The organism is Gemmatimonadota bacterium (assembly GCA_016714015.1).
In the GTDB taxonomy this organism is placed as follows: Bacteria; Gemmatimonadota; Gemmatimonadetes; order Gemmatimonadales; family Gemmatimonadaceae; genus Pseudogemmatithrix.
The window spans coordinates 100,246-122,718 of record JADJNZ010000001.1 but is presented as its reverse complement, the minus strand read 5'-3'; the positions used below and the strand labels follow the sequence as shown (position 1 = coordinate 122,718).

The 22,473-nt window shown below is 71.1% G+C and carries 18 protein-coding genes; 11 read left to right on the top strand and 7 right to left on the bottom strand.

The genetic code is table 11. From position 1 onward, the window contains the following. Positions 1 to 2: 2 nt before the first annotated feature. Complete coding sequence (gene paaJ / locus IPJ78_00540; GenBank protein ID MBK7905030.1) at positions 3 to 503, top strand: phenylacetate-CoA oxygenase subunit PaaJ; 501 nt, start codon at positions 3 to 5, stop codon at positions 501 to 503. Here the strand turns inward: paaJ and IPJ78_00535 are convergent, their stop codons facing one another. Beyond that, positions 504 to 1,916 carry a hypothetical protein gene (locus IPJ78_00535; GenBank protein MBK7905029.1) on the bottom strand — a complete coding sequence of 471 codons (1,413 nt, stop codon included), beginning with the start codon at positions 1,914 to 1,916 and terminating at the stop codon, positions 504 to 506. 128 nt (positions 1,917 to 2,044) lie between these two features. Between IPJ78_00535 and IPJ78_00530 the strand changes: the two genes are divergently transcribed. Then, entirely contained in the window at positions 2,045 to 2,527 is a 483-nt protein-coding gene (locus IPJ78_00530; protein ID MBK7905028.1) for a hypothetical protein, read from the top strand. 76 nt (positions 2,528 to 2,603) lie between these two features. Here the strand turns inward: IPJ78_00530 and IPJ78_00525 are convergent, their stop codons facing one another. Next, positions 2,604 to 3,887, bottom strand: a complete 1,284-nt coding sequence (locus IPJ78_00525) for an MATE family efflux transporter (protein MBK7905027.1) — start codon at positions 3,885 to 3,887, stop codon at positions 2,604 to 2,606. Between the two features lie 490 nt (positions 3,888 to 4,377). Next, complete coding sequence (locus IPJ78_00520; protein MBK7905026.1) at positions 4,378 to 6,468, bottom strand: pyruvate dehydrogenase; 2,091 nt, start codon at positions 6,466 to 6,468, stop codon at positions 4,378 to 4,380. Between the two features lie 106 nt (positions 6,469 to 6,574). Here IPJ78_00520 and IPJ78_00515 point away from each other — a divergent pair, with 106 nt between their 5' ends. The 5 genes from IPJ78_00515 to IPJ78_00495 are packed head-to-tail and all read left to right on the top strand — an operon-like array spanning position 6,575 to position 11,066. Then, entirely contained in the window at positions 6,575 to 7,366 is a 792-nt protein-coding gene (locus IPJ78_00515; GenBank protein ID MBK7905025.1) for a 2-(1,2-epoxy-1,2-dihydrophenyl)acetyl-CoA isomerase, read from the top strand. A 3-nt stretch (positions 7,367 to 7,369) separates the two neighbouring features. After that, a complete protein-coding gene (locus tag IPJ78_00510; GenBank protein MBK7905024.1) occupies positions 7,370 to 8,560 on the top strand; it encodes a 3-hydroxybutyryl-CoA dehydrogenase in 1,191 nt (396 codons plus the stop codon). Then, complete coding sequence (paaI, locus tag IPJ78_00505) at positions 8,557 to 9,066, top strand: hydroxyphenylacetyl-CoA thioesterase PaaI (GenBank protein ID MBK7905023.1); 510 nt, start codon at positions 8,557 to 8,559, stop codon at positions 9,064 to 9,066. The genes IPJ78_00510 and paaI overlap by 4 nt, the downstream gene beginning before the upstream one ends. After that, a complete protein-coding gene (gene pcaF / locus IPJ78_00500; GenBank protein ID MBK7905022.1) occupies positions 9,063 to 10,271 on the top strand; it encodes a 3-oxoadipyl-CoA thiolase in 1,209 nt (402 codons plus the stop codon). The genes paaI and pcaF overlap by 4 nt, the downstream gene beginning before the upstream one ends. Before the next feature lie 36 nt (positions 10,272 to 10,307). Continuing rightward, positions 10,308 to 11,066 carry a hypothetical protein gene (locus tag IPJ78_00495; GenBank protein MBK7905021.1) on the top strand — a complete coding sequence of 253 codons (759 nt, stop codon included), beginning with the start codon at positions 10,308 to 10,310 and terminating at the stop codon, positions 11,064 to 11,066. Between the two features lie 31 nt (positions 11,067 to 11,097). On the opposite strand, the gene IPJ78_00490 is transcribed toward IPJ78_00495, so the two are convergent. Then, positions 11,098 to 13,701, bottom strand: coding sequence for a response regulator (locus IPJ78_00490; protein MBK7905020.1), 2,604 nt, complete (start codon positions 13,699 to 13,701; stop codon positions 11,098 to 11,100). A gap of 125 nt (positions 13,702 to 13,826) precedes the next feature. On the opposite strand from IPJ78_00490, the gene IPJ78_00485 reads away from it, so the two are divergent. Both IPJ78_00485 and paaZ read left to right on the top strand, forming a co-directional pair. Beyond that, on the top strand, positions 13,827 to 14,429 hold the full coding sequence (locus IPJ78_00485; protein ID MBK7905019.1) for a transferase hexapeptide repeat family protein: 603 nt from the start codon (positions 13,827 to 13,829) through the stop codon (positions 14,427 to 14,429). After that, positions 14,429 to 16,471 carry a phenylacetic acid degradation bifunctional protein PaaZ gene (paaZ, locus tag IPJ78_00480; GenBank protein MBK7905018.1) on the top strand — a complete coding sequence of 681 codons (2,043 nt, stop codon included), beginning with the start codon at positions 14,429 to 14,431 and terminating at the stop codon, positions 16,469 to 16,471. Before IPJ78_00485 ends, paaZ begins: the two co-directional genes overlap by 1 nt. Before the next feature lie 59 nt (positions 16,472 to 16,530). On the opposite strand, the gene IPJ78_00475 is transcribed toward paaZ, so the two are convergent. Then, positions 16,531 to 16,938 (bottom strand): DUF2177 family protein, encoded by a 408-nt coding sequence (locus IPJ78_00475; GenBank protein ID MBK7905017.1) that lies wholly within the window; start codon positions 16,936 to 16,938, stop codon positions 16,531 to 16,533. Continuing rightward, positions 16,935 to 18,245 carry a dipeptidase gene (locus tag IPJ78_00470; protein MBK7905016.1) on the bottom strand — a complete coding sequence of 437 codons (1,311 nt, stop codon included), beginning with the start codon at positions 18,243 to 18,245 and terminating at the stop codon, positions 16,935 to 16,937. The genes IPJ78_00475 and IPJ78_00470 overlap by 4 nt, the downstream gene beginning before the upstream one ends. Before the next feature lie 89 nt (positions 18,246 to 18,334). Here IPJ78_00470 and IPJ78_00465 point away from each other — a divergent pair, with 89 nt between their 5' ends. Both IPJ78_00465 and IPJ78_00460 read left to right on the top strand, forming a co-directional pair. Next, on the top strand, positions 18,335 to 18,940 hold the full coding sequence (locus IPJ78_00465) for a hypothetical protein (protein MBK7905015.1): 606 nt from the start codon (positions 18,335 to 18,337) through the stop codon (positions 18,938 to 18,940). A 2-nt stretch (positions 18,941 to 18,942) separates the two neighbouring features. Then, positions 18,943 to 19,434, top strand: a complete 492-nt coding sequence (locus IPJ78_00460) for a Rieske 2Fe-2S domain-containing protein (protein MBK7905014.1) — start codon at positions 18,943 to 18,945, stop codon at positions 19,432 to 19,434. Between the two features lie 70 nt (positions 19,435 to 19,504). Here the strand turns inward: IPJ78_00460 and IPJ78_00455 are convergent, their stop codons facing one another. Beyond that, on the bottom strand, positions 19,505 to 22,414 hold the full coding sequence (locus tag IPJ78_00455) for a DNA/RNA non-specific endonuclease (GenBank protein ID MBK7905013.1): 2,910 nt from the start codon (positions 22,412 to 22,414) through the stop codon (positions 19,505 to 19,507). Between the last annotated feature and the right edge of the window lie 59 nt (positions 22,415 to 22,473).

Sequence of the window (22,473 nt, the reverse complement as noted above, 5' to 3'; positions counted from 1 at the left end):
CGATGCCCGCGCCGCTCACCCGCGAACGCCTCCTCGAGGTGCTCGGTACCGTTCCCGATCCCGAGGTGCCGGTGATCTCGGTCGTCGAGCTCGGCATCGTGCGCGACGTGGCCAGTGCGGACGACGGCAGCGTCACCGTCACGATCACGCCGACCTACTCGGGCTGCCCGGCGATGTTCGAGATCGAGAAGGACATCCGGGCCGCCCTCGCCGGCGCCGGCGTCGCGCGCGTCGAGGTGCGGACGGTGCTCAGCCCGGCCTGGACCACTGACTGGATCGGCCCCGACGCGCGCGAGAAGCTGCGCGCCTACGGCATCGCGCCGCCGGGCCGCGCCGAACAGGGCGGACTCATCACGCTCTCGCGCGCGCGGGCCGCCGTGCCCTGTCCCTGGTGCGGCTCCTCCGACACCGAACTGCGCAGCGAGTTCGGCAGCACGGCGTGCAAGGCGATCCATGTCTGCCGGAGCTGCCGGCAGCCGTTCGACGAGTTCAAGCCGATCTAGCTATCGCCGGGCGAGCACCGCGTGCGTGTACGCCCACGCCGTGCCGTACGGGTTGTCGGTCGTCTTCGGCACGGTGAGATGATGCGTGAAGACCACCCACCGGCCCTCGAGCGATTCACCCGGCTCGCGCGGGATCGTGAAGCGCAGCATGGGACCGAGCCCTGCCGAGTCGCCGACGGTCGCATGCTCGAAGACGAGCCCGCGGCTCTCCCGTCCGGCGATCCACGACTCCCCTGAGGGCTGCGCCAGCGAGGCGGTGGTGGAGTCGTGCACCTCGCCCGCGCCGAGCCGCGGCCAGGCGATGCGGCCGCCGCGCACGAGCACGACGACGCTGTCGGCGTAGACATCGGTCCGGCCGGGGAAGTCGCCCACGACGGAGAATCCCGTCTCGAACGAGTTCGCCACGCGGGGCGCGGCCGACTCGCGCAGCCCGCGGGCGGCGGTCGCCGCCCGCAGCCGCGCCTTGGGCGCGCGCGTCGCGTCCTCTGCCCGCGCCTTGATCACCGCGAGGATCTCGCGCTGGACGCTCTGCATCACGCGCTCGCTCCACCAGCCCGCGTAGACATTGAACCGCGTGCTCACGCGGTGCCGGCTCGTGAGGACGAGTCGCACGCGGGCGGCGTCGATCGGCTCGATGACGTACGCGCCGGAGAGCACATCGAAGTAGCGTCCGCCGATCCGCACGTGCGGATCGAGCGCCGGTTCTCCCTCGGCGAACGACGGGTCGATCTCGAATGCGATGCGCTGCTCCGGCTCCCAGTCGGTGATCGTCTCGGTGAAGAGCACGCCTCCGCCGAAGCTCGCGCGGCGGATGCCGCCCTCCTGCGGGAGGTCGAGCGTCGCGGCCAGCGGCGGCGGGAAGCCGATCGACGTGTACAGCGCGCGTCCGCGCTCCTCGGCGCGGATGGTGTCCACCTCGGCGATCTCGTCCCACACGCGGGCGGGCGACGCGGCGATCTCGATCGTCGTCACCGACTCGGCGAACCGGTCGGGGGACTCGAGCCGGCGTTCGAGCGGCGAGAGGAGGAACGGAAGCACGAGGACCGCCCCCATCTCGAGGCGCCGGTCGCGGGCCTCGGCCCGCGCCCGGAGGTGCGCGAAGAGCCCGCCTGCCGCTGCGCCGGCGAGGATGAACGGCAGCGCCATCACGATGCAGATCGTCCCCTCGAACCCCGTCGCGAAGAGGAACCCGATCGCGACCATCACCGGGAGCCAGCCGGACATCGCGGCGACGGCCGCGTGCTCCGACTGCATCCCGCGGGCCATGAGGTACCCGACGCCGAACGGGATGCCGAAGAGGAAGCTGATCGAGACGAGGATCAGCAACGAGTCGGAGACAGGCTCGTTCCGCGCGAAGATCCCGTAGGCGATGAGTCCGTAGACGATCGCGGCGAGCAGGTGGCGGAGCTTCATGCGGTCCGGGGCCGGAGGAGTTCCTGAAGAAGCTCGGGGCCGGGGTGGCGGAGCGCAATCCGCGCGCCCGTACACGCTCGGCCCCGTCGCGGCATCGGAGTGATGTCCATCACCGACAGGAGACTGCCATGCGTCATCGTCCGCTCGCGTTCGCGCTACCGTTCACCGCGCTGCTCCTCGCCGCCGCCGCCCGCTTCGGCCCGCCGCGGCTGGAGATCCGCGAGGTGCGCGACACCCCGCCCGTGCCGGGCGCGGTGCTGCTCGTCGAGGGGCACCACCATACCGACGAACCGGAGGCCGACGTCTCGGCGCGCGCGATCACGATGCGCGGCGGCACGCGCGAGTCGCGGCCGATCGCGCTCACCCGCTACGGCGCGACGGGCCACTACGCCGTGACGAAGCAGTGGGCCACCGGCACCCCCTGGCTGCTCGTCTTCACCATCAAGCAGGGGAAGCACGAGGCCTACAACACGGCCGAGGTCTTCGTGAGGGTGAGCGCGTCAGGCCGCGTGGAAGCGATCGAACCACTGATGGAGCGCAACGAGCGCGGCGATCGGTACCCGCGTGCGGCGACGGAGGCCGAGATCGCCGAGGCGCTGCGGGGTCGGTGAACGAAGAAGGCTGAAGGACGAAAGAGCGGAGGCCGTACGGCCTCCGCCCCTTCATCCTTCGGCCTTCCTCGTCGCTTCAGACGTGCTTCAGCTTCCAGCGTCCGCGCCTGAACAGCACATACGCCACCACCACGAACACGCAGTACGCCACCGTCACCGCCACGAAGACGCCGTCCTGCGCGAAGCCCAGCGGATAGGCCAGCGCCCACGCGAGCGGGATCTGGATCAGCCAGTACACGATCAGGTTGATCCAAGTCGGCGTCCAGGTGTCGCCGGCGCCGTTGAAGGCCTGCTCGAGCACCATCCCCGCGCCGAAGAGTGGGAACCCCAGGGCCATGATCCGGATCCCGCGCACGGCGACCGCCGCCGTCGCCGGGTCCTGCGTGAAGATGCCGATGATCCGGTGCGCGAAGACCGCGAAGATCAGGCCGAGCGTGGCCATGAACACGACGTCGTACCTGGTCGCGACCCGCACGGCCTCGGCGGCGCGCTCGGGCTTCTTCGCGCCGAGTGACTGCCCGACGAGCGTCGCGGCGGCGCCGCCGAGACCGAAGGCCGGCATGAACGCGAAGATCGCGAGACGCACGGCGATCGTGTAGCCGGCCATCGCCACGCTCCCGAAGCCGGCGACGACACGGATCATCGCCATCCAGCTCATCGTGCCGATCGCCGTCTGGAAGGTCCCTGCGGTCGAGAGCCGGATGATCGCCATCATGGTCGCCGGCTCCACGCGCACATGCTCACGCCGCACGCGCAGGTGCCCGCTGCCGCGCATCATCATCCAGAGCGCGATGCAGAACCCGGTCGCGCGCCCGATGGTCGTCGCGACCGCGGCGCCGGTCACGCCGAGCTCGGGGAACGGGCCGACGCCGAAGATGAACATCGGGTCGAGCACCATGTTGATCGAGTTCGCGACGATGAGCACGCGCATCGCCACGGCGGGGTCGCCCGCGCCGCGGAAGGTGGCGTTGATCACGAACAGCAGGAACGCCGTCGCGCTGCCGCCGAGCATCACGCGGGCGTAGCCGGTGCCCATCGCGATCACCTCGGGAGCCGCGCCCATGAGCGCGAGCAGCTGCGGCGCGAAGATCGCTCCGACGAGCCCGATGGTCCCCGAGAGCAGGGCGCCGAGCAGGAGGACCTGCACCGCGGTGCGCGCCGCGCCATCGGGATCCTTCTCGCCGATGCGTCGCGCCACCGTCGCCGTCGCGCCGATGCTGAGGCCGAAGCCGAGCGTGTAGATCACGATCATCAACGACTCGGTGAGCCCCACGACCGCGACGGCGGTGGGGCCGAGCCGTCCGACGAACATGATGTCGACGACGGCGAAGAGCGACTCCATCGACATCTCCACGACCATGGGGACGGCGAGGAGGAAGATCGCGCGGCCGAGCGCACCGCTGGTGTAGTCGTGTTCGGTGCCGCGGAGCGCGTCCTTCAGGTCGCGCCAGAGGCCGCCGGGCGTGTCGTGCGGCGCGGGCGTGATGGGCGCGGGGTGTTCGGTAGGGCTATGCACAGAGGACCTCGTGGGATCGGATATGAGAACGCCCTCGCTGCGGACCGGAGCAGGGAGGGCGTGATCCCGAGGAGCGACGCGTCTGGTCGCTGCTACCCGAGGAGCCCCGCTCCGACGGCCATGCCCGAGACAGGCGCGGACGAGCCGAAGCTCGCCGTCCGGTCACGCCGGGTCATGTCGTTGAGAGGGGACTGGTCCATCTGGGCACCCAAGTTGGGAAGACGTTTCAGAGTAAGCGGCCTGGCTGTGGTTCGTCAAGCGGGATGAAAGTCGAAGGTCGAAGGGGCGGAGGCCGTACGGCCTCCGCTCTTTCATCCTTCAGCCTTCATCCCGCTCACGCGCGCAGTATCTCCTCGATCGCGATCGCCACCCGGTCCGCATCCGGCAGCACCGCCTCGAGCAGCACGGGGTGGTACGGCATGGGGATGTCATTCGGCGCGAGGCGCCGCACCGGCGCGTCGAGATGCCAGAAGGCCTCCTGCGCGACGTAGGCCGCGACCTCGGCACCGAAGCCCGCCGTGAGGTTGTCCTCGTGCACGATGAGGCAGCGCCCCGTCTTCGTCACCGACTGGAGGACCGCGTCGCGATCCCACGGGGCGATCGTGCGCAGGTCGAGCAGCTCCACCTCGCCCGGGAACCGCGCGGCCGCGTCCCCGCAGCGATGCACCATCGCGCCCCAGCTCACGAGCGTGAGGGCGCGTCCCGGCTGCACCACGCGCGCCTGCCCGAACGGCAGCACGTAGTCATCACCCGGATAACGCGCGCTGCCGTCACCCGTCATGAGCAGCGAGCGGTGCTCGAAGAAGATCGTCGGGTCCGGCGACCGCATCGCCGCGCGAAGCAACCCCACCGCATCCGCCGCGTTCGACGGGATCGCGACCTGCCAGCCGTACGCGTGCGCGAAGCGCACCTCGTCGCTCAGCGAGTGCCACGGGTCGCCCACGTCCTTGCCGAACCCGCCGGGCATCCGCACCACCATCGGCGCGGCGAAGCGGTTCGCGGTGCGCCACCGCATCGTCCCGGTGTTGTTGAGTTGCTCCGTCGCCGGGTCGGCGTACTTCCGGAACTGGATCTCGGCGACCGGCATCAACCCGCTGATCGCGAGGCCGGACGCGCGTCCGATGATCCCCTCCTCGGACAGGCTGGTGTCGAAGACGCGGTCCTTGCCGAACTGCTTCTGCAGGCCCTCGGTGACGAGGTGCACGCCGCCCTTCTTCCCGACGTCCTCGCCGAAGACGACGACGCGAGGATTCACCTCGAGTTCGCGCCACAGCGTGCGCCGCACCGCCTCCGCGAACCGGAGCATCGCCCCGTCCTCGCGCGGCGTAGCGTCACCGCCGAGGTCGCGACGCACGCGGCGCGGGACGCCGCCGAACGCCTCGCGCACGTCATCGCGGTCGTCGGCGCGCACATGCCGCGCGATCTGCGCCGGATCGGGGGCGGGGCGCGCGCGCGCCGCGGCGAGCGCGCGCTCCACGTCGTGTGCGACCTCGAGTTCGAGCGCGGACCAGTCCTTCTCGGAGAGCAGGGCGGGCACGAGGTACTCGCGCAGGCGCGGCAGCGGATCGCGCGCCTGGTCGGCGGCGATCTCGGCGTCGGTGCGATAGCCCTTCTGGTTGTCGGGGCCCGAGTGGCTCGAGAGCCGCGGCAGCGTGAGGTGCACGAGCGCCGGGCCGGCGCCGCTCCGCACGTGCGTGACGCACTCCTTCAGCAGCCGGGCCGTCGCGTCGGGATCGGTGCCGTCGCCGTCGCGGAGGAACAGGTTCGTGAACGACGCGAGGTTCTTCGCGATGTTCCCGCCCGGCGTCTGCATCTCGCCCTTCACCGAGATGCCGAGGTCGTTGTCCTCGATATAGAAGAGCATCGGGAGCTTGAGCGTGGTCGCCATCGTGAGCGCGGCCCAGAACCCGTTGGTCGCCACGGAGCCGTCGCCGCCGAGCGCGACGCCGAGCGATCCCTGCCAGCTCGCGTCCTGCAGCGTGTCGCGGTGATAGGTGATCGCCTGCGCCCACCCGGCGGTCGGCGTGTACTGTGATCCCACGTCGCCCGACATCGGCAGGACGACCGGCCCCTCGGGATTCGGCAGGTTGCAGACGACGCCGATGTCGCGTCCGTCGGAGAAGCCGCCGGCCCGCCCGAGCGGGGACCCGAGCGCGTCGTCGAGCGGGAGGCCGAGGGAGAGCAGGAGCGGCCGGCTCCGGTAGTACGCGCCCGCCGCATCGTGGCGGCCGTCGATCATCGCGCCGAGGATGCACTGCGCCACGTCGTGGCCGCGCGCCGAGAACTGGTAGAGGACGACGTGGTCCTTGGGGACCGTCGCGCGATTCCGGTTCGTCGCCTCCTCGACGTCGTCGAGGGCGCGGGAGACGAGGACGTTGTAGGCGATGCGACGCCAGTCGAAGCCGGCGAGGGGGGTGCGTGGCATGCGTGGAATCTGGGCAGGGGTGGGGGCGCGGGGAACCGCTCCGAGCGGCCGGTCGCTGGCGGGGCGCGCCGCCCGTCCACCGCCGGTCGGCCTTATCTTATGTCGCATGCCTACGCCCCTCGTCCTCTCCGAGCTCCACGACGGCGTCCTCGTCCTCACGCTCAATCGGCCTGAGGTCCTCAACTCCTTCACCGTCGCGATGGCGGTCGAGCTGCAGGCGGCCCTCGCGCGCGCGGCGAGCGACCGGGACGTCCGCGCCGTGCTCCTCACCGGGAACGGCCGCGGCTTCTGCGCCGGCCAGGACCTGCAGGAAGCGCTCCCGCAGGGCGATGGGCCCATGCCGGACATCAGCGAGATCGTCCGGAAGGCATACAATCCGATCGTCCTCGCCATCCGCCAGCTCGAGAAGCCGGTGATCTGCGCCGTCAACGGCGTCGCCGCCGGGGCAGGCGCGAACCTCGCGTTCGCCTGCGACCTCACCATCGCCGCCGAGGAGGCGGTCTTCGTCGAGAGCTTCGCCAAGCTCGGGCTCATCCCCGATACGAGCGGCACCTTCTTCGTGCCGCGGCTGGTCGGGCCGCAGCGCGCGACGGGGATGTTCTTCCTCGCCGACAAGATGCCGGCGGGGAAGGCGAAGGAGTGGGGGCTCATCTGGGAGGTCGTCCCCGCGGCGCAGCTGCACGAGGTCGCGCTCCATCTCGCGAAACAGCTCGCCACGCAGGCGACGCGCGGCTTCGGGCTCACCAAGCGCGCGATGAACGCCTCGTGGGGGCACACCATCGAGCAGCAACTCGAGCTCGAGGCGCAGCTGATGCAGCAGGCCGGTCGCACCGCCGACTACGCGGAGGGCGTCCGCGCCTTCCTCGAGAAGCGGAAGCCCGTCTACACCGGCGCCTGACGCATGGGCCTCGGCAAGGAGACGGTCGTTGGCGTGGTCGGTGCCGGCGCGATGGGGGCGGGGATCGCGCAGGTCGCCGCGGTGCGCGGACACCGCGTCCTCCTCGCGGATGCGTTCCCCGCCGCCCTCGACCGCGCGCGCGACGGACATGCCAAGGCGATGGCGCGCGAGGTGGAGAAGGGGCGGCTCACGCGGGATGCCGCCGACGCGGTGCTCGCCCGCCTCACGTACGTCGAGGGCGTGACCGCCGCCGCGCTGCAGGCCTTCGAGCCGTGCGGGCTGGTGATCGAGGCGATCCTCGAGGACCTCGCGGCCAAGCAGGCCCTCTTCCGCGCCCTCGAGGCGGAGCTCGCCAAGGATGCGGTGCTCGCGACCAACACCTCGTCGCTCTCGGTCGCCGCGCTCGCCGGCGCGTGCGCGCATCCCGAGCGGGTCATCGGCATCCACTTCTTCAATCCCGCGCCGGTGATGCCGCTCGTCGAGATCATCCCGGCGATCACCACCGCGCCCGGGGTCGCCACGCAGGCGCGCGCCCTCGTCGACGCGTGGGGCAAGGTCACCGTCGTCGCGACGGACACCCCGGGATTCATCGTCAATCGCATCGCGCGTCCCTTCTATGGCGAGGCGCTGCGCATCCTCGAGGAGCGCCTCGCCGACGCCGCCACCATCGACTGGGCGATGCGCGAACTCGGGGGCTTCCGGATGGGGCCCTTCGAGCTGATGGACTTCATCGGCAACGATGTGAACTTCGCCGTGACCAGCTCGGTGTTCGAGGCGATGTTCTACGACCCGCGCTACCGGCCGGCCCTCACGCAGCGCCGCTTGGTCGAGGCCGGACTCCTCGGCCGCAAGGCCAAGCGCGGCTACTACGACTATCGCGACGGGGCGGTCGCACCGGCGCCCACGACCGACCCGGTCGTCGGCCGGATGATCGTCGACCGCATCGTGGCGATGCTCGTCAACGAGGCCGTCGATGCGGTGCAGCTCCGGATCGCCAGCCCGCAGGACATCGAGCTCGCGATGACCAAGGGCGTGAACTATCCCAAGGGGCTCCTCGCCTGGGGCGATGAGCTCGGCGCCGGCACCGTGCTGGCCACCCTCGACGCACTCCAGGCGGAGTACGGCGAGGACCGTTACCGTCCGAGTCCGCTCCTGCGCCGCACGGCGCGCGGCGGAGGCAAGCTCCTCACATGACCGGTGATCCCCGGCCGCGGCGCGGCACCACCTTCGTCACCCGCGTCCCCGACCTGCCCGACGTCCCGCCCACGCAGGTCCCGCCCTCCGACGCCGACGCGCGCGCCCGCGAGGTCGTCGGCCGCATGATCGAGCGCGACGCGTTCTCCAAGTGGCTCGGCATCGAGGTCCTCGAGGTCGCCGACAAGCGCGCCGTCATTCGCATGACAGTCCGCCCCGAGATGGCCAACGGCTTCGGGTTCGCGCACGGCGGGATCGCCTTCGCCTTCGCCGACAGCGCGCACGCCTTCTGCAGCAACTCGGCCGGCGAGATCAGCGTCGCGACAGACTGCCACATCTCCTATCCCGCGGCGATCCGCGTCGGTGACGTGATCACCGCGACCGCCGAGGAGCGCACCGAGACCAACCGACTCGGGTTCAGCGACATCGTCATCCGGAACCAGGACGACGCCATCGTCGCGCTCTTCAAGGGCACCGTCTACCGCACCAAGAAGCCCCTGCCATGACCACCGCATACCTCGTCGACGGCATCCGCACCCCGATCGGCAACCTCGGCGGGGCGCTCGCTCCCGTCCGCGCCGACGACCTCGGCGCGCACGCGATCAAGGCACTGCTCGCGCGCCAGTCGGCACTCGATCCCGCGCGCATCGCCGACGTGATCATGGGCTGCGCGAACCAGGCGGGCGAGGACAACCGCAACGTGGCGCGCATGGCGCTGCTCCTCGCGGGCCTGCCGGTGACGGTCCCCGGCGAGACGGTCAATCGCCTCTGCGCGTCCGGACTGAGCGCCGTTGCGAGCGCGGCGCGCGGCATCAAGGTCGGCGAGGGGGACTTCTACATCGCCGGCGGCGTGGAGTCGATGACCCGCGCGCCGTACGTGCTCTCCAAGGGTGCGACCCCCTTCGCGCGCGACATGCAGCTCTTCGACACCTCGCTGGGCTGGCGCTTCGTGAATCCGGCGATGAAGGCGATGCACGGCACCGACTCGATGGGCGAGACCGCGGAAAACGTCGCCGCGCAGTACGGCGTCTCGCGCGCCGACCAGGATGCGTTCGCGCTCCGCTCGCAGCAGAAGGCGACCACCGCGCGCGCCGAGGGTCGGCTCGCCGAGGAGATCGCGGCGGTCATGATCGCGGCGAAGAAGGGGACGACGACGGTCGAGCAGGACGAGTTCATCCGCCCGGAGACCACGCTCGAGATCCTCGCGAAGCTCAAGCCGGCGTTCCGGCACGACGGGCAGGGCTCGGTGACGGCGGGCAATGCGTCCGGGCTCAACGATGGCGCCGCCGCGTTGCTGCTCGCGAGTGAACGCGGCGTCCAGGAGGCGGGGCTCACGCCGATCGCGCGTGTGGTCTCGAGCGCGGCTGCGGGCGTGGAGCCGCGCATCATGGGGATGGGGCCTGTCCCCGCCTCGCGGAAGGCGCTCGCGCTCGCGGGACTCACCATCGACCAGATGGATGTCATCGAGCTCAACGAGGCCTTCGCCGCGCAGGGACTCGCCTGCCTGCGCGAACTCGGCGTCGCCGACGACGATCCGCGCGTGAACCCCAACGGCGGCGCGATCGCGCTCGGGCATCCGCTCGGGATGAGCGGCGCGCGGCTCGCTCTCACCGCTGCGCGCCAGCTCGGCCGCTCGAAGGGCCGGTACGCGCTCTGCACCATGTGCATCGGGGTGGGGCAGGGGTTCGCGCTCGTGCTCGAACGCGCGTGATGCGGCGCGCGGCCCTCGCATGAGCGCGACGGTCGCGTGAGCGCGCACGACGACTTCTACACGCCGCGTCGCGGCGAGATGGCGGACACCGGCGCGTACACCGGGTTCCTCCTCGGGTTCTTCGGTGCCGCGCCGCTCGGATGGCGGGCGCTCACGGCGTCGTTCGAGGACTACGGCGACGCGACGATGGGTGTGATCAAGTTCGCCGGGACCCTCGTCGTCGCGGGGCTCGCGACCGGCGCCGCCGGCTACGTGCTCGGTGCGCTGACCGGCAGGATCTGGGAGGCGCGCCACCGCGCCGCCAATCCGGTCGTGAAGCCGGAGGCCGGCCCCGATCGCGCGACGCTCACCGCCGCGCCGCCGGAGGAGACCGTCGCCGCGGTCGCCCGGGCGTGGCAGCGACAGGCGCGCGCGGCCGCCGAGGGCGCCGAGGGCGCTGACGCGGGGATCGTGCGTGCGCGTTTCGATGCGCCGCAGGAGTCGCGCGAACGCCCGCGGCTTCGCGTCGACCTCGTGCGGCTGGCCGGCGGCGTGATCGGGCGCGCGACCTGCGCGTCGGGGTGGCGCTGGTCGGTCGACGTTGGCGCAGCCCTCGGTGTGGCGCAGCGCACGGACGCGCTCGATGCGATGGTGCTCGGCGGCGCGCTCGATGTCGTCCAGGCGGATGGCCGGAGCGAACGGTTCGAGGTCGGGGACCTCGTGCATCTCCCGCCGCGCGCGCACGACCTCGCGACCGCGGGGGCGGCGACGCTCGAGCTCCTCCTGTTGAGCGGCGCCGAGCGCTTCGCGCCGTAGCGGGTGTCGCCCCGCGGACGCGACGCCGACGCTAGGTGTCGAGCAGGTCGCGCAACCGCTCGTCGAGCTCCGCCCGCCCGAACGGCTTCCGCAGGAGGGGCAGGTGCGCCGACCCGCGGGATTCGAGGTCGAGTGCGGTCCCGGTGTGCCCCGAGATGAGCATGATCGGCACCGCGGCATGGTCGGTGCGCAGCCAGGCGGCGAAGTCGATGCCGGTCTCGCCCGGCATCATGACGTCGCTCACGACGGCCACGATGCCGTGCGTGGGGCGCGCGAGCACCGCGCGCGCGTCGGCGGCCGACGGGACCGCGATGGCGGTGTAGCCGAGGGCCTCGAGCAGGCGCGCCAGCTGCTCGCGGACATCGGGTTCGTCCTCGACGAGCAGGACGCGCGGTCCGCTGCCGGAGATGGTCAGTGTGTCCCGCGGTGTCGTGGGCCGCGGGCTCGGCTCCGCATCGCCCAGCGCGCTCGAGACGCTCGCCGCCCGCGTGCCGCCACTGCGGCGCGGCGTCGTCGCGCCCCCGCCCACGAGCGGGAGGAAGAGCGTCACGGCCGTGCCCGCTCCGGGTGCCGAGGTCACGCGCACGCCGCCGCGTGCCCCATCGATGAGCGGCTGCACCCCGATGAGGCCGAGCCCGGTGCCGCGGCCGCCGCTCTTCTGCGTGAAGAACGGGTCGAACATCCGCCGGCGCACGTCATGTGCCATGCCGATGCCGGTGTCCGCCACCGTGATCGCGGCGAAGGTGCCGGCGGGTGGCCCGATGATGAAGGCGTCGTCGTGCGGGGGCTCGGTGAGCGTGACCGGCTCGACATCGATGACGATGCGACCGCCCGACGTCATCGCATCGCGCGCGTTCGCGACGAGGTTGAAGATGATGTGCTCGAGCTCGTTGCGGTCGACCTCGATGGTGCCGAGTCCCGGGGCGGTCGAGAGCACGACCTGATGCGATTCACCGGCGAGGCGCGTGAGGAGCGGCTCGAGGTCCCGTAACGACTCCTCGACGTCGATGCGCTGTGCGGGGACCGGCTCGTGCCGAACGAACGCGAGGAGGCGACGCGTGAGGGCCGCCCCGCGCTGCGCCGCCGCGCCGATCCCCGCGAGGTCCGACTGGAGCGGATGCTCCTCCTCCAGCGAGAGCTGCGCGAGTTCGGTCCCGGCGATCACCGCGGTGAGGACGTTGTTGAAGTCGTGCGCGACGCCGCCCGCGAGACGCCCGGCGACCTCGAGCTTCTGGGCCTGGCGCAGCCGGTCCTCGAGCGCCTGTCGCTCCGTCACGTCGCGCAGGTTGAGGACCGTGCCCCCCACCGCGGGCTCGTCGCGCAGGTCGAGTCCGATGCACTCGAGGATGCGGACCTTGCCGTCCCCCTCTGGGAAGCGCCAGAGGTGCGTCGCGGGGCGCCCTGGGGATGCGCGCAGGAACGCGAGGAACGCGTCCCACTCCTCCCGTCCCTCGAAAGGGATCAGGTCGCGGAACGGGATCCCTTCGCGGCTCGACAGCGCGGTGCCGAACAGTCGGTCGGCTGGCGCGCTCGCGAACACGAGGCTCCCCCTCTGGTCGACGAGGAGGATCGCATCCGACGCGTGCCGGACGAGTGCCTCAAGGCGCCGTTCGGCGCGCTCCTGCACGCCGGCCCGCATCGCGGCCGCCGCCGCACGCGCCGTCAGCACGTCGCGCACCACCAGCATCACGTTCAGGAGCACCAGCGCGACGAGCAGCCCGCCGGTCCCGCTCCCGCGCCCCGTCGAACTCATCCAGACCAGCATGAGCGCCACCGCCGTCACCGCGACGATCGGCAGCGGGCTGTAGGGCAGCATCGGCGTATCGGTCCCCGCCTCCTGGATCGGGTCCTCGAGGAACGCGATCGCGGCACGGTAGATCATCAGGTTCGAGAGGATCGCGACCACGATGTTGATGTTCGGCCCCTCGTAGCCCACGGCGTACATGAGCTGGAACACGAGGTCGCCGACGACCGCGAGGCCGAGCGCACCCGCGAGCAGGAGGGTCGCCCGGGCTGACGGGATGCGTCGCGCGCGTTCGACGGCCCCGTTCGCCGCGAAGAGTGCGACGAGCTGCGTCGCACTCGTGAGGACCATCAGGACGCGGAGGAGGGGCTTGACCGAACGGATGTCGGGGTCGACCGCGAGGCCGAAGACCGTGAGGCCGCCGAAGGCCGCGGTCACCACGGCGAGTCCTACCCAGTACGGCACGCCCCGGCGCGGCCGTTCCACGCCCGGCAGCGCGAGCATGCTGACCGTCAAGAGCGGGTAGAACGGGAAGTAGACGGCGTCGAGCCACGAGATGTACGGCAACGCCGTGCCGACGCTCAGGTAGTAGGTCGCCCAGATCAGTGATCCGGCCGCGACGAACGCGAAGGCGGCCGCCGAGTACCGCAACGCCCGCTGCACCCCCGCGGGGAGCGCCGCGCGCCGCGATGCGAGCACGAGCGCGAGCGAGGACCCCATCTGGAGCGGGAAGAACGCGAACGACTCGAAGAGCTGCTGCCAGAACGGCTTCTCGGCGAACACCCCGGAGTACTGCGACACGGCGAAGAGGGTGCCGACGGCCAGCAGCACCGGCGCGAGGGCGCGCAGCGCACGGCTGGTCCGCAGGTCGCGGGCGTCAGGGGCCTCCATGGCCACCAAGCTACGGCCGGGTACGGGAGGGCGGAATATCTTCCGGTGGCCGGTCCGCGGCCTCCGGTCCACTGGATTTGGTCGCCGCCCGGGCCCATCCTTCGCCGCACTCGCCTCCGCCTCACATGATCTACGCCTTCGACGGATTCATCCCCGTGGTGCACGAGACCGCCTTCGTGCATCCGCAGGCCGCGGTCACCGGGAACGTGATCATCGGCCGTGACGTCTATATCGGTCCCGGCGCCGCCATCCGCGGCGACTGGGGCGGCATCGTCATCGAGGATGGCTGCAACGTGCAGGAGAACTGCACCGTCCACATGTTCCCCGGCGTCACCGTCGTGCTCGAAGCCGGTGCGCACATCGGCCACGGGGCCATCGTGCACGGCGCGCGCATCGGCGCCAACGCGCTCGTCGGCATGAACGCGGTGATCATGGACAATGCCCGCATCGGCGCCGGCAGCATCGTCGGCGCGCTCGCCTTCGTCCCCGCCGAGATGCAGGTCCCGGAGCGCTCGGTCGTGGTCGGGAACCCGGCGAAGGTGGTGAAGCAGGTGAGCGAGGAGATGCTCGCCTGGAAGTCCGAGGGCACCGCCCTCTACCAGCGACTCCCCGCCGCGATGCGCGACACCTGGCGGGCCGTCGAGCCGCTCCGCGAACTCCCCGCCGACCGCCCCGCGCAGTCGGCGCTGCTCAAGACCTGGAACGAGACCAAGGGGACGCCCACCTGATGCAGACGCTCAAGAACTACGCCCTCGGCCAGTGGGTCGAAGGCACCGGCAAGGCCGCCACGCTCTTCCACGCCGTCACCGGCGAACCGATCGCCGAGGCCTCGAGCGGCGGGCTCGACTTCAAGGCGATGGCCGACCACGCGCGCACCGTCGGCGGGCCGAAGCTCCGCGCCCTCACATTCCATCAGCGTGCCGCGCTGCTCAAGGCGCTCGGCAAGCACCTGATGGAGAAGAAGGACGCCTTCTACACCCTCTCCGCGGCGACCGGCGCGACCAAGGCCGACAGCTGGGTCGACATCGAAGGCGGCATCGGCACGCTCTTCGCCTACTCCAGCCGAGGCCGTCGCGAGTTCCCCAACGAGACCTTCCACGTCGAAGGGCCGCAGGAATCGCTTTCAAAGGGCGGAACCTTCGCGGGCCGGCACATCTGCGTCCCGCTCGAGGGTGTAGCGATCCACATCAACGCCTTCAACTTCCCCTGCTGGGGGATGCTCGAGAAGATGGCGCCCACGCTGCTCGCCGGCGTGCCGTGCATCGTGAAGCCGGCGACCGCGACGAGCTATCTCACCGAGCTCATGTTCCGCGAGATCATCGCATCGCGGATCCTCCCCGAGGGCGCGGTGCAGCTCATCTGCGGCAGCGCGGGCGACCTGCTCAGCCATGTCACCGAGCAGGATGCCGTCGCGTTCACCGGCAGCGCCGCGACCGGCCAGATGCTCAAGGAGAGCAAGGCGATCGTCCAGCACTCGGCGCGCTTCAACATGGAGGCCGATTCGCTCAACTGCTCCATCCTCGGCTCCGACGCCGCACCCGGGACCGAGGAGTTCGACCTCTTCATCAAGGAGGTCGTGCGCGAGATGACGACGAAGGCCGGGCAGAAGTGCACCGCGATCCGTCGCACCATCGTGCCCGCGGGGTGGGAGGAGGCCGTGGTCAAGGCGCTCTCGGCCCGCCTCGCGAAGACCACCGTCGGCGATCCGGCGGTCGAGGGCGTGCGCATGGGGCCGCTCGCGAGCCGCGGGCAGGTGCGCGACGTCGCCGCGGCCGCGGCGCGCATCACGGAGGCCGGTGAACTCGTCTTCGGTGGCGGCGACTTCGCCGTCGTCGGTGCCGACCGCGACACCGGCGCGTTCTTCGGCCCCATGCTCCTGCTCTGCGACCAGCCCCTCGGCCGCAGCGAGCCGCACGACATCGAGGCGTTCGGGCCGGTGAACACCGTCATGCCGTACCGCACGCTCGACGAGGCGGTGGAGCTCGCCAAGCGCGGGCGCGGATCGCTCTGCGGATCGGTGGTCACGGGCGATGCGACCATCGCGCGACGGATCGTGCTCGGCGTCGCCCCGTATCACGGTCGGCTCATGGTCCTCGACACGGCGAGCGCCAAGGAGAGCACCGGGCATGGGTCGCCGCTGCCGAATCTCGTGCATGGCGGGCCCGGTCGCGCCGGCGGCGGCGAGGAGATGGGCGGCGCGCGCGGCGTGCTGCACTACATGCAGCGGACCGCGGTGCAGGGGAGCCCGAGCATGCTCACCGCCATCACGCGCGAGTGGAGCGCGGGCGCGGTCCAGCGCACCGATGCGGTGCATCCGTTCCGCAAGACGTTCGACGAGCTGGAGATCGGTGACACGCTGCTCACCGGGACGCGCACCATCACGCTCGACGACATCGTCGCGTTCGCGAACCTGAGCGGCGACCGGTTCTACGCGCACATGAACGATGACGAGGCGCGCACCAACGGCGTCTTCACCGGTCGCGTCGCCCACGGCTACTTCATCGTCTCGGCGGCCGCGGGGCTGTTCGTGGATCCCGCGCTCGGCCCCGTGCTCGCGAACTACGGCATGGAGCGCCTGCGCTTCACCAAGCCGGTCTATCCGGGCGACAGCATCCGGGTGCGCCTCACCGTCAAGCAGAAGACGGCGAAGGACACGCCCGAGGGCGCGATCCCGCAAGGCGTGGTCGAGTGGGATGTGGAGGTGTCGAACCAGGACGGGGATGCGGTGGCGCTGTACTCCATCCTCACGCTCGTGCGGAGAGAGGGTTGACGATGAAGGCTGAAGGATGAAGGTGGAAGGGATCTCTTTCATCCTTCAGCCTTCAACCTTCAGCCCAGCCGAAGCGCCGCCCAGTACCCCGCGGCCGAGACCGATGCCGTGAGCACCATCCCCCACGCCAGGTCGACGTAGACGACCTTCGTGGGGAAGTCCTTCAACAGTGCCAGCGAGGTCAGATCGAACGCCGCATACGCGGCGAGCCCGAACACCGCGCCAAGCGCGAGCGCGCGTCCCATCGACTGCTTCTCCACCGCCGGCACCACGCACAGCACGACGATCGCGGCGACGTAGATCAGGTAGAAGAGCAGTGCCGCGCCCCATTGCACGTCGGGGCGCAGCAGGTGCCCCATCTGCGCGTTGTAGAAGCCCTTCGCCACCACCCCGAGCCAAGTGAGGTCGAGCGCGAAGAACACGACCACGCAGGCCGCGTAGACCTTGAGGTGCGCGCCGAGGCTCACCGCGTCGCCCGCTGCAGCCGGGCCGACGCCGCCTGCACCTCGGACAGCACGCGCAGCAGGTTGCCGCTCCAGATCTTCGCGATCTGCTCCTCGGTGTAGCCGCGGCGCACCAGTTCGAGCGTCACGTTGAAGGTCTCGCTCGCGTTGCGCCACCCGTCCACGCCGCCGCCGCCGTCGAAGTCCGAGCTGATGCCCACATGGTCGATGCCGATCAGCTTGACCGCGTAGTCGATGTGGTTCGCGAAGTCCGCGACGGTCGCCATCGGGTCCGCCGGATACCGCCGCGCCGTGATGTCCTCCTGCGCCGCGAGGTACGCGTTCCGCCGCTCCTCCGGCAGCGCCTGCACCGACGCCTGCACCTCGCGGGGGTTGGTCCCCGTCACGCCGTACTGCCTGCGCAGCGCGTCGATGGCGCCCTGCCGCTCGGCGTCGCGCACCGGGTTGCACTTCACGTAGCTGTTGAACGCCACCAGCTGCACGACACCACCGTTCCGCTTCATGCCCAGCAGCTGTTCGTCATCGAGGTTGCGGCTGTGGTTGCAGAGCGCGCGCACGCCGGAATGCGAGGCGATGATCGGCGCCTGCGTCAGCTCGAGCGTCTGCATCATGCTCTGCTTGCTCGGGTGCGAGATGTCGATCATCACGCCCCACTTGTTGAGCTCGGCGATCGCCTGCCGGCCGAGCGGGCTCAGGCCGTTCCACATCCAGACGCCGTCGCGCTCGCCGGTGTTGGAGTCGGAGAACTGGCTGTGCCCGTTGTGGGCGAGCGACATGTAGCGGCCGCCCAGCTCGGCGAACTGCCGGATGCGTCCGAGGTCGGTGCCCACCGAGAAGCCGTTCTCGATCCCGATGAAGATCACCTTCCGGCCGCTCGCATGGATGCGCCTCGCCTCGTCGGCCGTGCGGGCGAGTCCCACGCGCGTCGGGGCGAGCGAGTCGGTGAGGCGGTGGACGGCGGCGAACTTCTCCATCGCCTGCGCGTACGCGCTCGCCATCGTCGCCGAGTCGATCGTGCGCGCCTGGCCCACGTAGACGATCAGGAACGCGGCGTCGAGACCGCCGGCTTCCATCTTCGGGATGTCCACCTGGTTGCGCGCGATCCCCGTCACGTAGTTCGACGAGTCGCGACGGAACGCCGCGGGGCTGATGTCGACGTGGGTGTCGAGTGTCATCACGCGGTCGTGGATCGCGCGGGCGCGCGCGACGAGCGCGGCATCGTCCTGCGCGCTCGACGTGGCGGAGACGGCCGCGACCAGCGAGAGGAGCGAGGCGGTCCTCGCGAGGGCTGGGCGGAGGGGGAGTGACATCAGTTCACCGGTTAAGGGTATACTAGCGGGACCCGAGCCGACCGGGCCTCTGTCCCTAAAGGTGTCGCCACCCCCAGCCGATCCGCCATATGGACCTCATCTCGCTCGCCCTGCTCGCATCGCATGCCTTCGCTGCGCCATCGGTCGTCGCAAGCGCCGATGCGCCGACCGTCGAGGTCGTCGCGCGGGGGCACGTGGGGCCCGCCGATGGCCCGGTGCGCGTGGTCCGGTTCCTTCCCCCGGTCGCGCGAGATACCGTCGTCGACCTCAGTGCCGCGTACTACACGCGGCTCTCGGTCCATCGCGCGGCCAGCTATACCATGCTGCCGCTCTTCGCCTTCCAGTACCTCGCGGGGCGCCAGCTCTATGACAAGAGCTTCGAGGCGCCGGCGTGGGCGCGCACGGGACATCGCGTGGCCGCCACCGGGGTCGCCGCGCTCTTCGCCGTCAACACGGTCACCGGCGTCATGAACCTGTACGAGGCGCGCCGCGAGCCGGAGGGGCGTGGACGCCGCGTCTTCCATGCGGTCATGATGCTCGCCGCCGATGCCGGCTTCACCGCCACCGGCATCCTCGCGGAGCGCGCCGAGGGATCCAACGACGACCGCGACCTCCATCGCGCGGTCGCCCTCGGATCCGTCGCGGTCGCGACCATCGGGTACCTGACGATGCTCGACGTCTTCCGGAGGGATTGAGCATGTCGCACTGTGCGGGCGACTGCTCGCGGCGGCGGTTCGTCGCCTCCACGCTGGCCGCGTCGATCAGCGCGTTCCTCGTCGCCTGCGGCGACGGCAACATCGGCGGCGTCACCGGCGACGGCGGATCGGGGGGCGCCGTGAACCCGCCGCCGCCCGTCGGCGGTGGCGGCGGTGGGGCGAGCCCGCTCTCCATCGCCCTCGCCGATTTCCCTGCGCTCGCGGTGGACGGCGGGATCGCCCGGGTCGATGGCAGCACCAGCGTCCCGATCGCCGTGACGCGGGTGAATGCCACGACCTATCTCGCGTTCTCGATGATCTGCCCGCATGCGGGGTACCGGCCGATCGACATCACGCCGGCGGGCTTCGAATGCCCCAATCACGGCGCGCGCTTCGCCCCGAGTGGAGGCTGGACCGGTGGCCAGCGCACGCGGGACCTCGCGTCGTACGCCGTGACCCTCGATGCGGGCGCGGGGACGCTCACCATCTCCTGAGTCTCGTGCATGCGGGACGACCCCGGATGCGGGAGCATCCGGGGTCGTCCGGTCGAGCATGCACCGCCGATCAGAGTCCGGCGAGGATCCGCTCGAGCACCGCGATGTACGGCGCCGCCTGGTCCGCGGTCAGCTTTCCGCCGTTCACGAATCCGGCCATGACGCGCAGCGCCGCTTCGATGTTGGGTGCCACCGGCGCCGTGCTGCCTCGCTGCAGGTTCTTTCGTGCGGTCTCGAGCGTCACGGCGAGCGCGGTACCGCTGTTCGACTTCAGGACGCCTTGTGCGGTCAGGGCGTGGGCGTACGCGATGGCGCGGTCGAGCCCGACGATCGTCGGCAGCGGCGTGATGCTCGCCGTCGACGACACCGTATCCGCCAGGCCGCGCACGTCGGTGACGACGAGCCGCACCGCGTACTCCCCCGCGGTCGCGTAGATGTGCGACGCCGTCGCCCCCTCGGCCGTGCTGCCGTCACCGAAGTCCCACGCGTAGGTGAGCCCGTCACCGTCGGCGTCGGTCGAACCCGCGCCGCTCAGCGCGAGCGGGTCGCCGGCGTACGCCGACCACGGGCCGTCGAGCGACGCCTGCGGCGGAACCGTGTTGCTCTCCACCGCGATCTCGATGTCGTCGCGCAGCGCGGAGAGCACGTCGAAGCCGCTGGCGGCCTCGACCTGGTCCACGGTGACGAGATACGTCTCCCACGCGACGTTGCGGATGCCCGCGTCGTTCGGCATCAGCACCGCGAGCACCTGCACATCGTCCCACGAGTCGATGCTCGCGAGGCCGGCGTCACGCGGCAGCACGACGGCGACCTTCCACGTCACGGAGGGGATCGTGATGCGCCCCTCGTTCTTCACCGTCCCCTTGCTGCCCGACGCGCCGGCGATGATGTAGACCTCCTGCCCGGCGAGGCGCGCGAGATCGCCCACATGGTTCTCGAACTGCGCCCACGGACCCTGGTTGTTGTCCGACGCCTGCGGGATGATGTTCGAGAAGTAGAAGGTGGTCGCGTTGTCGAAGCTCCCCGACGTGCGATCGAACGAGCGCGCGAGGTGACCGCGATCGATGCCGTAGCCGGCGGCCGCCCCCGCCCCGGTGTAGTCCGCCGTGGTGTAGCGCTGGGCGGCGGGCAGTTCCGGGTCGTAGGTGAAGCAGTCGCAGCGGTCGAGCGACCCGAAGTGCGTCGCCTCGAGGTTGTAGCTCACCCAGTTCGGGATGCCGCGCGCCGGGCTGAATGACGTCGTGTACTGCCCGCGGCGGAGGATCACCTCGTCGGACGCGTCCCCATCGGTCGGGTCGCCGAACTCGGTGTGATCGCCGTACAGCGCGGTCGTGCTCGCCTCGGCGATGGTCGTGGCGATCGAGTAGGTCGCCTCGGTCCCGTCCGCCGCCACCGCCTTGAGCGTCGCCGTGCCCGCGCCGAGCGCGCGCACCACGCCGTTCGCATCGACGCTCGCCACCGCGGGCGTCTCCGACGACCAGGTGAAGGTCGTCGTGATCACCGAGTTGTCGGCGCCCGAGCGCAACGTCGCGAAGAGCTGGTCCTCGAAGCCGACCGGCAGTGCCGGGTCGGTTCCGTCGCGACCGGAGAAGGTGATGCCGTTGGGCGGCGGCGGCGGGGTGACGCCGTAGCAGTAGCCGAAGTTCGCCGGTTCCGACGCCCAGGTGTTCGCCGGGGTGCGATGCAGCGAGGTGCCGACGGGTGCCGAGTTCTGGAGCGCGCCGATGTCGACGGAGGTCATGCCCGCCGCGGGACCGTTGGTCGCCGTGACCGTGCCCTCGTACGAGAGGAACTCCACGACCGTGCCGGACGCGTCGATGAGCGCCATGCCGTCGGGGGAGCCGTTCTGGATCGCGTTGCTCGCATACGAGACGAACCGCGTGCCGCGGCCGCCGCACTGGTCGGGGATCGTGCCGCTCAGGACCTGCGTCGGCTCGTAGGTGACGCCGCCGTTGCCGTTGTAGAGGACGATGCTCCAGCCGGTGAGGTCGGAGCCCGCGGGGCCCTCGACCTCGATCGCCTCATTGAGGTCGGTGCCGAAGTTGTCGTAGTGGAGTTCGGAGAAGCGCACGCCGGCCGGCGGCGGCGGGGGAGCGATGACCTGCACCGTCGCCGTCGCGAGCACCCCGTTGGCGGCCGTCGCCGAGATGGTCGCGACGCCGAGCGCCGCGCCGGTGACGACGCCGCTGCTCGAGACCGTCGCGACCGCCTCGTCGGAGGAGCTCCACGTCAGCGCCACGCCGGCGATGGGCGCATCCGTGGCATCGAGCGCCGTCGCGGTGAAGCTGACCGTCGCGCCCACCACCACCGTATCGATCGTCGGCGCGACCGTCACCGTCGCGACGGTCGGCGTCGCGCCCGGATTCTCGTCGCCGTCGTTGCACGCGCCGAAGGTGTTGGCGGCGGGACCGGTCCAGGTGCCATCGGCGTTGCGCTGCAGGCTCGAACCCACGGGTGTCGTGCTGATCTCCGAGATGCCGGCGTTCAAGGAGGTCATGCCGGCCGCGGGGCCGTTGCTCGCCGTGAACACGCCCTCGTAGGAGAGCAGTTCGACGACTGCCCCGGCGGCGTCCACGAGCGCGATGCCGTCATTCGGGCCGTTCTGGATGCCGTCCGTCGGGTAGGTCAGCACCACGACGCCGCGCTGGTTGCACGTCGTCGGGACGGTGCCGCTCAGCACGCGGGCCGTCCCGTAGGTGACGGCCGCGGCCGGCGCATTGCCGTTGTAGAGCACGACGGACCAGCCGGTGAGGTCCGTCCCGGCAGGCCCGGAGATCTCGATCGACTCGCCCGCGTCGGTCCCCGCGTTGTCGTAATGGACCTCGCTGATGCGGACCGCGGGGCCGCTGCCGATGATCCTCGGCGCCCCCGCGCGGGAGAGCGTGAGGCGCTCGGGCGCGGTCGGGCCGTCGCCGGAGCAGGAGATGGCGAAGGCGGCGATGCCGGCCAGGAGGGCCGCGCGGATCGTCCAGGGACGCATGGGCAGGGGACTGAGGGTGGTGCGCACGAGGGGGCGGGGCCCCGGGGAACACGGGACTG